Source organism: Pseudonocardia sp. NPDC046786 (genome assembly GCF_040645415.1).
Lineage (GTDB): Bacteria > Actinomycetota > Actinomycetes > Mycobacteriales > Pseudonocardiaceae > Pseudonocardia > Pseudonocardia kongjuensis.
In genome coordinates, this window is sequence record NZ_JBEYYF010000049.1 from 1 (window position 1) to 11,057 (window position 11,057).

Annotated in this window: 13 protein-coding genes and 1 pseudogene; 5 read left to right on the forward strand and 9 right to left on the reverse strand. The window is 68.9% G+C overall.

What is annotated here, in order from left to right; all coding sequences use genetic code 11:
* Positions 1 to 133: 133 nt before the first annotated feature.
* The 7 genes and pseudogenes from ABZ881_RS30365 to ABZ881_RS30395 form a co-directional block, all read right to left on the reverse strand.
* Positions 134 to 712 (reverse strand): integrase core domain-containing protein, encoded by a 579-nt coding sequence (locus ABZ881_RS30365; RefSeq protein ID WP_358489389.1) that lies wholly within the window; start codon positions 710 to 712, stop codon positions 134 to 136.
* Between the two features lie 86 nt (positions 713 to 798).
* Positions 799 to 891, reverse strand: a pseudogene (locus ABZ881_RS30370) (hypothetical protein); the annotation flags it as partial.
* A 259-nt stretch (positions 892 to 1,150) separates the two neighbouring features.
* Complete coding sequence (locus ABZ881_RS30375; protein WP_358489392.1) at positions 1,151 to 1,396, reverse strand: helix-turn-helix domain-containing protein; 246 nt, start codon at positions 1,394 to 1,396, stop codon at positions 1,151 to 1,153.
* Positions 1,397 to 1,501: 105 nt separating this feature from the next.
* The gene (locus ABZ881_RS30380; protein ID WP_358489394.1) at positions 1,502 to 1,783 is read right to left on the reverse strand and encodes a YciI family protein; all 282 of its coding nucleotides are present in this window, start codon (positions 1,781 to 1,783) and stop codon (positions 1,502 to 1,504) included.
* Positions 1,783 to 2,643 carry an alpha/beta fold hydrolase gene (locus tag ABZ881_RS30385; protein WP_358489396.1) on the reverse strand — a complete coding sequence of 287 codons (861 nt, stop codon included), beginning with the start codon at positions 2,641 to 2,643 and terminating at the stop codon, positions 1,783 to 1,785. Before ABZ881_RS30385 ends, ABZ881_RS30380 begins: the two co-directional genes overlap by 1 nt.
* Positions 2,640 to 3,251 (reverse strand): cysteine hydrolase, encoded by a 612-nt coding sequence (locus ABZ881_RS30390; protein ID WP_358489399.1) that lies wholly within the window; start codon positions 3,249 to 3,251, stop codon positions 2,640 to 2,642. The genes ABZ881_RS30385 and ABZ881_RS30390 overlap by 4 nt, the downstream gene beginning before the upstream one ends.
* Positions 3,252 to 3,278: 27 nt before the next feature.
* Positions 3,279 to 4,220: a 3-carboxyethylcatechol 2,3-dioxygenase gene (locus tag ABZ881_RS30395; protein WP_358489400.1), complete on the reverse strand. Its 942-nt coding sequence runs from the start codon at positions 4,218 to 4,220 to the stop codon at positions 3,279 to 3,281.
* A 119-nt stretch (positions 4,221 to 4,339) separates the two neighbouring features.
* Between ABZ881_RS30395 and ABZ881_RS30400 the strand changes: the two genes are divergently transcribed.
* Positions 4,340 to 5,092, forward strand: coding sequence for a GntR family transcriptional regulator (locus ABZ881_RS30400; RefSeq protein ID WP_358489403.1), 753 nt, complete (start codon positions 4,340 to 4,342; stop codon positions 5,090 to 5,092).
* 65 nt (positions 5,093 to 5,157) lie between these two features.
* On the opposite strand, the gene ABZ881_RS30405 is transcribed toward ABZ881_RS30400, so the two are convergent.
* Positions 5,158 to 6,021: an LLM class flavin-dependent oxidoreductase gene (locus ABZ881_RS30405; RefSeq protein ID WP_358489405.1), complete on the reverse strand. Its 864-nt coding sequence runs from the start codon at positions 6,019 to 6,021 to the stop codon at positions 5,158 to 5,160.
* 124 nt (positions 6,022 to 6,145) lie between these two features.
* On the reverse strand, positions 6,146 to 7,417 hold the full coding sequence (locus tag ABZ881_RS30410; protein WP_358489408.1) for an LLM class flavin-dependent oxidoreductase: 1,272 nt from the start codon (positions 7,415 to 7,417) through the stop codon (positions 6,146 to 6,148).
* Positions 7,418 to 7,628: 211 nt separating this feature from the next.
* On the opposite strand from ABZ881_RS30410, the gene hpaB reads away from it, so the two are divergent.
* From hpaB to ABZ881_RS30430, 4 genes are all read left to right on the forward strand, one after another.
* Complete coding sequence (hpaB, locus tag ABZ881_RS30415) at positions 7,629 to 9,095, forward strand: 4-hydroxyphenylacetate 3-monooxygenase, oxygenase component (protein WP_358489410.1); 1,467 nt, start codon at positions 7,629 to 7,631, stop codon at positions 9,093 to 9,095.
* A complete protein-coding gene (locus tag ABZ881_RS30420; protein WP_358489412.1) occupies positions 9,095 to 9,649 on the forward strand; it encodes a flavin reductase family protein in 555 nt (184 codons plus the stop codon). Before hpaB ends, ABZ881_RS30420 begins: the two co-directional genes overlap by 1 nt.
* Before the next feature lie 37 nt (positions 9,650 to 9,686).
* Positions 9,687 to 10,760 (forward strand): LLM class flavin-dependent oxidoreductase, encoded by a 1,074-nt coding sequence (locus tag ABZ881_RS30425; protein WP_358489415.1) that lies wholly within the window; start codon positions 9,687 to 9,689, stop codon positions 10,758 to 10,760.
* 172 nt (positions 10,761 to 10,932) lie between these two features.
* The coding region (locus ABZ881_RS30430) for a hypothetical protein (RefSeq protein WP_358489418.1) at positions 10,933 to 11,057 on the forward strand (125 nt) is incomplete at its 3' end.

Below are 11,057 nucleotides of genomic sequence, written 5' to 3' on the forward strand. Positions count from 1 at the left end.
TCGGGCACAGGCTCGATCGTGCTGGTCATGACTGCTCCTCCCACCGAGCTGCGCTCGGCGTGTCGGACCAGTTACACCGAAGATCAGACAGTCCCCGGTGTTGGTGTCGTGGTCGCCAGGTCGTGTCCCGCGTTCAAGCAGTTGGCAGGAATTCGGTCTCGGGAAAGTTTGGTACGAAGGGGTCGGCGAGTCCGGTGTGGACCTCGATGGGCCGGTTCCAGGACAGCGCCTCGTGCGGACGGACGGTGTTGTAGTCGATCCGGTAGCTCTCGGCGTGCTCGACCAGAACGAGCGCGTCACCGATCTCCTCCAGGAACAGCCTTTCGTACTTGAGCGCGCCGAACCCGCGCTCGCGGGAGCCGTTCTCGCCCGGTGAACGGACCCGGGTGCGGACATGGCGCAGCTCGGGGTGGGTTGCGATGAAGGCCTCGAACCGGGACGACCGGAACGGGCCGCCGTTGTCGGTCACGATCGTGACCAGCGGTATCACGCCTCCGTTCTCGTCGCGGGTGGCGAGGTCGATCAGCGGCTGACCGGCCAACTGCTCCGCCTCGGCCAGGGCAAGCTCGATCGCGATGATCGCGTCGTGCTGGTTCGCCGTCGGCGAGACATGCCAGCCCAGCTCGTACTTCGACCAGGGATCCCGACACCCCGCCAGCCGCCAGAGACCACCGGTGGTGGTCTCGAACTCGGTGAAGTCCAGCTGCCACACCTGATTCGCACCGTCGGCGAGGCAGCGAACGCGGCCTTGCGCCGCGCGGCGAGCTGGCGACGTTCGCGCTGGTAGTTCACCTCCAGCAGCAGGCCCTCGTCGCGCAGCAGCCGCAGCACGCTGGCCTCGGAGACGTTCAGACCGTCGTGTCGGCACATCGCCCAGACCTTGCGATGTCCCCAGGCAGGACGAGCGAGAGCGTGGCGGCGGGCGGCCTCACGAACCCGGTCGCGGACCGGTCGTGGCCACGGACCCTTCACCGGCCGATCGTCACCGGCGCGGGCCTGCCAGCGGCGCCAGGACCGTTCGGGCACGCCGATCACCTGGCAGAACCTCGTGGTCGCCCGTGCCCGCCTCGACGCGGATCACCTCGAGGTCCGCGAAGGGCCCAAGCGACCCTCAGCGGACTTCTTCCACACCCGGATCTCGACCGCGGCCTCACCCAGGGCCTGGGGTCAGGTCCGAGACCTCGGCCTCCAACTGCTGCTCACGGGTCGACGGGCCGGACTTCCCGGCCGCAAGCCCGGCCCGACCGGCTTCGAGGAACTGGCGCTTCCAGGTCCCGACCGACTGCTCCGACACCTTCGCTCGCCGCGCGACCCCCGCGACGGTGATCTCTCCGGCCAGGACCGACAACACGATCCTGGTCTTGTCCTCGGCCGGCATCACCGGCGGTCTCGCCATGACGATCAGGTTCCTCCACGGTCAGGCCCGCAAGAAACGGGCCCTGCCAAGAAGTCTGACGCGCGACACGCGTACCCCGCCGCAGGCTGAGCACATCTGGTCGTATCAATCGGCCAGAGGGCCGACCACCGGCGTCCAGGGCCGGGCGTGGGACTCGGCGATCACACCGTTGACGCTGAACGGGTCCTCCCCGATCCGCATGGCCAGTTCGTTCTCGTCGGCTACGTCGTAGACGGGCAGACCGCCGGAACCGTCGCGGAACGGGCCCACCTGCCGCACGACGCCCTGTTTCACCATGTCCTGCAGATAGTCCCGATGCAGCGGACGAATTTCGTCGAGCAGGCGGGTGTCGTCGGTGTAGCGCCAGACCACCGCGAACAGCGCCATCAGGGCTTCCCTCCGGTCAGGAACTCCAGCGCGAGGGCGTTGAAGGTCTCGGCTTGCTCCCACTGCGGCCAGTGACCGGCGTCCTTGATCACCTCGAACCGCGCGTCGGGCATCTTGGCCGCCATGGTCATCCCGGCTGCGGCGGGACCGGACGGATCGTCGCTGGTCCAGACCACGAGCGCCGGGCCGGTCACCGCGGCGAGCTCGGCGTCGGTGACCAGGTTGCGTGCACGGATCTCCGGGTCCTGCAGGCACAGGATGTGGCGCATGGACTCGGCGAAGCCGGGACGGGCGTAGATGGCGCGGCGGATGTCGACAAGCTCGTCGGTGACCGAGGACGGGTCCGCCATCAGCCACTCCAGCCGGGCCCGGATCCGGTCCTCGGTCGGGTCGTCCGCGGCGGCCTGGGAAAGGCTGCGGATCCGCTCCATCACCTCAGGGGTGGCCATGGTGCCGCCCGGGGTGTTGAGCACGACCTTTCCCACCCGCTCGGGGTGCGTGGCCGCGTACTTGAGCGCCACCCAGCCGCCGAGCGACTCGCCGGACAGATTCGTGCGGTCGACCCCGAGTGCGTCGAGCAGTCCGTCGAGGTGCGCGACGTAGTCGGGCAGCTCGAGGTCTCGGGTGGTGTGGGTGGTGTGGCCGTGGCCCGGGTACTCGTAGGCGATCACGCGGAAGCGCTCCGCGAGCAGCACGATGTTGTGTGCGTACGCCTCGAGGTGCCCGCCGGTGCCGTGCATGAGCACCAGCGGTTGACCTTCGCCTGCCTCCAGCACTCGAGTCCGCCACTCCCCGACCTGCACATACCTGATGCTGAGCTCGAGGCCCGCGAGCGCGGACCACACCGAGGGGCGGCTCACGCCGTCACCGGGGTCTTCAGCGCCGCCAGGACATCGGCGCTGGTGGCGACCTCACCGAGCATGCCCAAGCTGTCCAGTGACGCTTGGTGGACCTCGGGCGTAGCCGCGCTGCTGGCATCGGAGACGACGATCGTTCGGTAGCCGAGATCGCCGGCGCTGCGCGCGGTGCTCTCGACCGACATGTTGGTGGCCACGCCGGTGATCACGACGGTGTCGATGCCACGGCCGCGCAGGACGGTGTCCAGCTCGCTGCCGACGAACCCGCTGACCCGCTGGTGCGTCACGACGATGTCGCCGTCGAGCGGGGTGAGATCGTCGACGATGGCGGCAGCCGAGGTGCCGTCGACCAGGCAGCCCTGCTGGCCGACCATCGCGAGCAGCGGAAAGTTGCCCACGAGGTCGCCGTAGCCGGGCTGGAACGCCACCCGGGTGTAGACGATCTGGGCGCCTGCGTCGCGGGCGGCGGTATGCAGGGTCTTCGTGGTCGGCACGATGCCGGCCGCGGTGGCCTGCTCGGCGAAGATGGCGCCGAACGCGCCCTCCGGAGTGATCACGTCGTTCTGGTAGTGCACCGCGATGAATGCGGTCCGGGGCGGGTCGAGGTCCATGGCAAGCCTTTCGGTGAAGGTGGGGTCTCAGGTGAGGGAACGGGCGGTGGTCAGCCCGAAGCCGGCGATCCACTCGGGGATCGCCTCGTAGAAGGATGTCGCAACCTCGTAGCGGCCCGCCGAGCCGAGCGCGGCGTAGGCCGCGATCCACGTGCGCACCTCGTGCGAGGAGTGTCCCGCCCGTTCGACGAACCAGTCGTTGGACCAGGCGTCGATCTGCTCCAGGTCTCCGGAGGCGAGCACGTCAAGCAGGGCGGTGTCCCACTCCGGGTTGAGGGGCATCAGGTCCGACATGCCGGCGGCGAACGCGCCGACGGCGTCGACGACCCTGGCCTCGCGGACAGCGCGCTCCTCGGCCGTCGGGTTGCGGCCAGCGATGAGCCGCTCGGCCACGGCAGGCGGGGCGCCTGCGAACTGCGGTACCGGTGGGTCGTGCGACAGCCCGCCGGACCCCATCAGCAGCACCCGCTTGTCCAAGGCGGCCGCACTGCGTCCGATCGCTTCACCGAGCAGGCGGATGCGAGCGACCGGGCTGAGCGGCTCGGCGACGCAGTTGATGAAGACCGGGACCACCGGCAACCTGTCTATGGCGCCGAGGAGCAGTTCCAGAGGCTGAGTGAAGCCGTGGTCGACGTGCATGCGTTCGGAGATCGCGATGTCGACGCCCGCAGCGAGGACCTCGCGCGCGAGGCTGCGGGCGGCGTCGGCGTCGACCGACAGGGGGCCCTTCGGCATGCCGTAGTCACCGACTGATTCGGCTACGGCGCCGATGCAGAACGGCGGCATCATGTCGTAGAAGAAGCCGTTGTAGTGGTCCGGTCCGAACAGGATCACGAGCTCGGGGTCGTAGTCCCGAACGAATGCGCGGGCTCGGTCGAAAGCGGCCTCGACCCGGGCGGTGACACCGGCTGCGGGCTCAGACCGCCCCATCAGCGGAGTGTGCGAGGTCGTGCAGAGGGCCAACGTCATTGTGCGCTCCCTAGCATTCTAGCGTTCCAGGATCGTAGTGGTCGCTGCGTCGAGCGGGCAAGATCTTGTCCGTCCGCGCGGCGGGCGGAACGGAACCGTCTCTCCGTTACGCTCGATGGATGACGATGACCGGTGGCTTCGAGCTCCGGCCCGGACTAGGCGACGCACGTTCGTCGTCCGTGCGACTCGGCTCGATGATCTATGTGCAGATCAAGGAACAACTACTCGAGGGCACCTACGCCGCAGGCGAGCGATTGCAGGTCGAGGCGCTCAAGAGTCAGTTCCAGGTGAGCAAGCAGCCCGTGATGGAGGCTCTGCGCCGGCTGTCCGGCGAGGGCCTGGTCGACATCATTCCGCAGGTCGGTTGCGAGGTCTGCCGCTACTCACCCCAGGAGGTCGTGGACTTCTTTCGGTTCTTCGCCGGCATGGAGGGCATGCTCGCCGAGGTTGCGGCCGACCGGCGCACCGAGGTCCAGTTGCAGCAGCTCGAGCAGGTTGAGTCCCTGATTGCCAACCTGCGCAGCGACGCCGACGCCGACCGTCGCAGCCATGGCTACCGGGTGTACAATCGCCAGTTCCACGCAATCGTGCACGAGATGTCCCGGTCCACGATCATGGCGACCACTTGCCAGCGGATGTTTGACCTCAGCGACTTTCTGATCAACACGACCGGCACCCACACTCCGCTGTCCGACGCCCTCGACGACCGCCACGCTGATCACGAGCGGATTATCGCGGCGCTGCGGGGCCACGACGGCGTAGCGGCGCGGCGCGAGATCGAGCGCCACATCTCTGGCACCGTCGACATCATCCGCCTGGAGGCCCGGCCGGGCGCCGAAGACAAGCCCCTCAACGGCACCCGTCCCGCCTGACCGAAGTCCCGTACACTACGACCCCCTTGGCGAGGCTCTCGAGCCAGGCCTCACACCGGGGGCGCTCACATCAGGGCCGCCGCCAGGAGATCTACCTGCTCGGGATCGGGCCGGCACGGGAACAGCAGTAGCTCGTCGCAACCCGCACGCTCCATCTCTTTGGCAACCCCGCGTACCGCGGCGGGGGTGATCAGCGCGGAGTCGGCGACTGCGGCGGCCCCGGCGCCGACGAACCCGTAGTAGCGCATCAGGTACTCGCGGGCGTGCCGGGCGGCATCCGACCCGAGGGCGAAGTACGCCACCGCCTGCAGCCGCGGAGCACCCTCGCGCCCGTGCCGCTGCCATGCCGCCCGCACCGCGGCCGCACCCTCGGCGAAGAACCCGGTGCTGCCGGAGACCCAGCCGTCGCCTGCACGGGCAACCCGTTCCAGCGCGGCAGCCGACCGGCCGCCCAATACGATCCGTGGACGGCCACCCGACGGTGTGGGACCGACCCGCTCCGGCCCGGGCGCCGCCCAGATCGCCTGCAGCTCGTCGAGCATCGTGTCCAGCCGCTGTCCCCGAGTGTGGAATTCGATGTTGGTGGCCCGGTAGTCGTCCTGCCGGGTGCCGACTCCCAGACCGAGAGTGAACCGGCTACCGGAGAGCCGATCGAGCGTCGCGGCCTGCCGGGCCAGCAGCGCCGACGGGCCCCTGGTCGGCGCCAGCAGCACGTAGCTGCCCAGCCCGATCCGCCCGGTGACCGCCGCGGCTGCCCCCAGCGTGACGAGCGGCTCGAGCCCGTCATGGACCAGCCGATCGAGGGTCGCCAGCGAGGAGAACCCGGCGGCGTCGGACCGCCGGGCCCACTCCACGAGCTGGTCGGGGCGGACCCCCGGGACCGCCGCAGGCAGCCCGATCCCGATCCGCACCGCCGCGGCGCCAGTCAAGCTCGAGCCCCTTTGCAGATGGACACGGCCTCTCCGCTGTAGAGGTCCGCGCGGGTGATGAAGATGTCAACGCTCCCCTGCACTTGTTGAGTTGACGACAGACCTCGGGCTCGGAGAAGCGGTCTCAGCGGGTGGGGGCATTCCAGGCCGGTGTGTTGAACTCCGGGCGCAGGGTCGGCTCGAACCGGTCAAGCTTGATGCCGATCTTCGGCAGGACCTGTTCGACCAGCAGCTCGTTACTGCGCAGCATCTTGTCGATCGGCGCGGGGCCGAGGCCCATCCATAGCACGAGCAGCTCGATGCCGAACTTCTCGATCTCTTTCTCCAGCTTGCGGGCCACGGTGTCGACAGTGCCTGCGATGGAGTACCCGCGGTCGACCATGCTCTGGTAATTGTTCGCGATCGGCCCCTCCTCGCCAGGGTAGCGCAGGGCCTCGTTGAACCCGAAGTGGTCGTGCCAGGCCGGCCAGATGAAGCCGAGCGCGTCGGATCCGATCGCGAAGGCCTCCTCGTCGGTGTCGGCCACGACGATCTCGCGGAAGTGCCCGACGTTGCGGCCCCAGCCGATCGTCGGGTCCCGCAGCTTCGCTTCCTCGTGGTAGGCGTCCAGGCACGCCTTCACCGTCTCCTCGATCGGGGAGAAGATGATCGGCCAGCCGCCCTCGCGAGCGGCCCAGCGGATGGTATTGGAGCTGAGCGTGAAGGGCACCATCAGCTCGATCGTGGACGGGTCCTGCAGGGTGTTCGGGGCGATGCCGATCTTCTCCACGGCGCCGTCGGCGCTCACGGTGGCGGGCGCCATCTCCCGCGTCCCGGGGTGGTCCCAGGTGATCCCGGGCGGCGGGAGCTGCCAGTGCTTGCCCTGGTAAGCGAACTCGCGGTTCGCCCAGAGGCCACGCACCACCTGGTAGGCCTCCTCGAACAGCTCGCGATTGACCGCATCGTGCTCGGCGTAGTCCGGGTCGGTCGCGTAGGTGGCGACGGCGCCGTTCTTCTGGCCGATCGTGGTGACGTGGCGGCTCTGGTAGCCGCGGGCGAACCCGGCGATCATCCGGCCACCGCTGAAGTGGTCGAGCATGGCCAGGTCCTCGGCCACCAGGATCGGGTTGCGCGCCGGCAGCACGGTCGCCATCTGCCCGAGGCGCAGCTTCTTCGTGATCCCCGCGGCCCAGGAGCCGAGCAGGATCGGGTTGTTCGAGATCTCGAGGCCCTCGAGATGGAAGTGGTGCTCGGAGAACGCCGCGAAGTCGAAGCCCAGATCGTCGATCTGACGCAGCACAGCGGCGTTCTCGAAGAGCGTGCGTTGGTAGAAGTTCGGGTTCGCCCCAGCGAAGCCCTGCCGGTACTGCTCCGGAGTCGCCGCTGCACTGGGCAGCAGGAACGTTCCCAATCTCATCGTTGAGAATCCTCCATTGATCGCAGGAGACCCTGCTGGCCTCCTAGCATGCAAGCATGCAACACGTGGCTTTGATCACTGTCAAGGGCTCAACTCGGTCGCGTGACGGCCGAGTCGACCTCGAGACCGAAGAACGCTCTTGCTGTGATCTGCACCTCCGGTTAGCGTACACAAGCACGCTAGCATTCCAGTTGGTGAGAAGGGACCGTCGATGCCCGTCCGTACCGGTGCGCAGTACGTCGAGAACCTGCAGAAGCACCCCCGTGAGGTGTGGTTGCGGGGCGAGCGCGTCGACGACGTCACCACGCATCCCGCCCTGCGTCGGCCGATCGAGCAGATCGCCCGGCTCTACGATCTGCAGCACGATCCCGAGTTCGCCCCGGTGCTCACCGCGCCGGGTCCCGACGGGGCCCGGGTCGGACGCGCGTTCCTCCCGTGCCGCACGCCGGAGGACCTAGCCGCGAGGCGGGCCGCGTACCGGGCGTGGGCCGAACCGACGCTGGGCCTGATGGGCCGCTCACCGGACTTCCTGAACACCACGTTGATGGCGTTCACCGAGTCCCCCGGGGTGTTCGCCAGGCTGGGGCAGCGGTATGCGGACAACATCGCGCGCTACTACTCCTACGTTCGCGATAACGACCTGTTCCTCACCCACGCGCTGATCACCCCACAGACCGACCGGTCGAAGGGCGCGTCGGAGCAGCAGGAGCAGTTCCTGCACATGGGCGTGGTGTCCGAGACCACCGAGGGTCTGGTCGTCCGCGGTGCCCGGATGCTAGCGACGCTCGCTCCGATGGCCGACGAGCTGATCATCTACAGTCTGCCCGGCCTGCGCCCCGGCGACGAGCGCCACGCCGCCTGCTTCGCGATCCCGATCGACACCCCGGGCCTGCGGCTGATCTCGCGCGCCCCCTTCGACGACGGCACCCGGCAGCCGTTCGACCACCCGTTGTCCTCGCACTTCGAGGAGGCGGACTGCCTCGTCGTGTTCGACGACGTGCTTGTGCCGTGGGACCGGGTGTTCCTGCACGGCGTGGTGGAACTGGCCAACGCCCTTTATGCCGAGACCGACCTGCGCCAGCACACCGCGCACCAGACCGGCGTCCGCGGCCTGGTCAAGCTACAGTTCGTCACCGGGCTGGCGATGAAGCTCAGCCAGTCGGTGAAGATCGACGGCTTCCTGCACGTGCAGCAGAAGCTCGGCGAGTGCATCGCCGCCGTCGAGCAGGCCCACGCGCTGCTCGTCGCGGCCGAGGCCGAGTACGAGACCACCGCGACCGGCACGGTCCGCCCCCGGTTCAACGCGCTGCAGACGCTGCGAGTGGTGCTGGCCACGCAATACCCCAAACTGGTCGAGGTGCTACAAACCCTCGGCGCGGGCGGGCTGCTGATGATGCCCTCGGCCGAGGACTTCGGCTCCCCGATCGCCGACGACATCGCGCGCTACTACCGCGGCGCCGAGATGTCCGCCGTGGACCGGATCCGGCTCTACAAGCTGGCCTGGGACCTGTGCGGCGACGCGTTCGGACAGCGCGCCGTGCAGTACGAGCGCTACTACGCCGGGGACCCGGTGCGCATCCTCGCCATGAACTACCTGGCCTACGACAAGTCCGAGTGCTTCCATCTGGTCGACCGGGCACTGGCGCTCGCCGGCGACCCGGACACCCCGGCGTCCTGATGGCCGCGCCCGTCCCGCTCGACCGGGACCCGATCAGCCCACCGCAGTTCCGCCACGCCCTGGGCCAGTTCGCCAGCGGCGTCACCGTGATCACCACGACCACCGCCGCCGGGTCGGCCGGCGCCACGGTAAGTGCGTTCTGCTCGCTCTCGCTCGACCCGCCGCTGGTGCTCGCCTGCCTCGGCCGGGACCGGTCGATGCACCGCGCGCTGACGTCAGCGCCGGGTTTCGGGGTCAGCATCCTCGCCTCGGACCAGGGGGTGCTCGCCCGGGACTTCGCGCGGCCGGCGGACCGGTTCGCAGGCGTCGCACACTCCCCCGGCCGCTACGGCCCGCACCTCGACGGCGCGATCGCCCACCTCGACTGCGCGGTGCACGAGATCCGCGCCGGCGGGGACCACGTGATCGTCCTCGGCCTGGTCGACGCGGTGCGGGTGCATGCGGGCGAGCCACTGCTCTACGCCCAGGGTGCGTTCCTCGATCTTCCCGGCCCCGACTGGGAACGCGCCGCCGCGTCCGCTCCACAGGAATGGCTGCTCTCCGCCCCGTGGTGAGCCGCTCGCACGCCCTTCTACTGCAAAGGAGCAGTTGATGGAGTTTTTCATCGGCACATGCGCCAAGATCGACCAGGTCGGCATCGTCAAGCAGGCCGAGGACACGGGGGTCACGCACTTCGGCGTCGGCGAGGGGCCGCTGCTGTTCAGCGACCCCTACCAGTACCTGGCGCTCGCCGCCCGGGAGACGTCCACGATCAACCTCGGCACCTGGGTCACCAACCCGCTGACCCGCATCCCCGCCGTGACGTCCAACTCGCACGCCACGCTGAACGCCCTCGCCCCCGGCCGCACCTTCCTCGGCATCGGCACGGCGAACAACGCGCTGCGCTCGATGGGCCACAGCCCGGCGAGCATCGCCCAGCTCGACGACGCGCTCCGGGTCACGACCGGCCTGCTCGCGGGCGAGCGGGTCACCGAGAAGTGGCGCGGCAGGGAGCGCGAGCTGGAGTTCCTCGACAAGGACGGCAGCTGGTATAATTTGGCCGACCCGATCCCGGTGTGGATGGCGGCTGGTGGCCCGCGCGGCATCAAGGTGGCCGCCCACTACGCGGACTACGTGGCCTACTGCCTCGGGCCGGACCCCGCGATGATCAAACTGGTGCGCCGGGAACTGGACAAGGCGGTCGCCGACGCCGGCCGGCCGGCCGGTTCGGTCAAGCTCGTCGCAGTGAGCTGGTTCTACCAGCTGCGCAACGGCGAAACCTGGGAGGACGGCGTCGACCACGGCTTCGCCTCCGGCCCGATCAGCTCGTGCCTGACCAACATCGGGTTCATGCGCGCGTACGCCGCCGAGCTCGACCCTTCGATCGTCGAGGCCAGCGCGACGGCGGCCACCGCCTACCTGGGCGACCCGAACGCCGCCGAGCAACCGCACTACCTCGACACCTGGTCGAAGTACCAGAAGGGGCTCGACCAGTCACACCGGCCGCTGATCACCAAACAGCTGTGCGACTACTGGTGCCTGTACGGCTCCCCCGACGAGATCTGGGAGAAGGCCCAGGGCATGCTCGAGGCGGGCGTGGACATGCTGAGCGTGTTCCTGTCGAACCCGTTCACCGCCGAGCGGGACATCACCGACATCGGCACGTCGATCCTCGCCCGCGCCTAGTACTGATGGCGCTAGCTGAGTCTCCCCAGTCCTGCTAGATCAACTTCCTCAGGTTGAGCACGGGGTTCCGGCGTGGTGTCGGGACCGAGACAGGGCTTGCCGCTGGGCTGCCGGTGATGAGTGATCACCGGCGGAGTGGTGGGAGGCCCGGGTGTTGTCCTGGGAGGCTGATGTGGAAGCGCACGCGCTTCGGGAGCAGGGTTGGACGGTCTCGGCGATCGCCCGGCATCTGGGCCATGACCGCAAGACCATCCGCGCGTATCTGTCCGGCGCGCGGGTCCCGGAACGGCGGGTCCG

What these genes read in the sequence shown, in the direction of transcription:
- ABZ881_RS30375 (WP_358489392.1), bottom strand. Translation starts at nt 1,396, where the DNA reads ATGGCGAGACCGCCGGTGATGCCGGCCGAGGACAAGACCAGGATCGTG.
- ABZ881_RS30380 (WP_358489394.1), bottom strand. Translation starts at nt 1,783, where the DNA reads ATGGCGCTGTTCGCGGTGGTCTGGCGCTACACCGACGACACCCGCCTG.
- ABZ881_RS30390 (WP_358489399.1), bottom strand. Translation starts at nt 3,251, where the DNA reads ATGGACCTCGACCCGCCCCGGACCGCATTCATCGCGGTGCACTACCAG.
- ABZ881_RS30395 (WP_358489400.1), bottom strand. Translation starts at nt 4,220, where the DNA reads ATGACGTTGGCCCTCTGCACGACCTCGCACACTCCGCTGATGGGGCGG.
- ABZ881_RS30400 (WP_358489403.1), top strand. Translation starts at nt 4,340, where the DNA reads ATGACGATGACCGGTGGCTTCGAGCTCCGGCCCGGACTAGGCGACGCA.
- ABZ881_RS30410 (WP_358489408.1), bottom strand. Translation starts at nt 7,417, where the DNA reads ATGAGATTGGGAACGTTCCTGCTGCCCAGTGCAGCGGCGACTCCGGAG.
- hpaB (WP_358489410.1), top strand. Translation starts at nt 7,629, where the DNA reads ATGCCCGTCCGTACCGGTGCGCAGTACGTCGAGAACCTGCAGAAGCAC.
- ABZ881_RS30420 (WP_358489412.1), top strand. Translation starts at nt 9,095, where the DNA reads ATGGCCGCGCCCGTCCCGCTCGACCGGGACCCGATCAGCCCACCGCAG.
- ABZ881_RS30425 (WP_358489415.1), top strand. Translation starts at nt 9,687, where the DNA reads ATGGAGTTTTTCATCGGCACATGCGCCAAGATCGACCAGGTCGGCATC.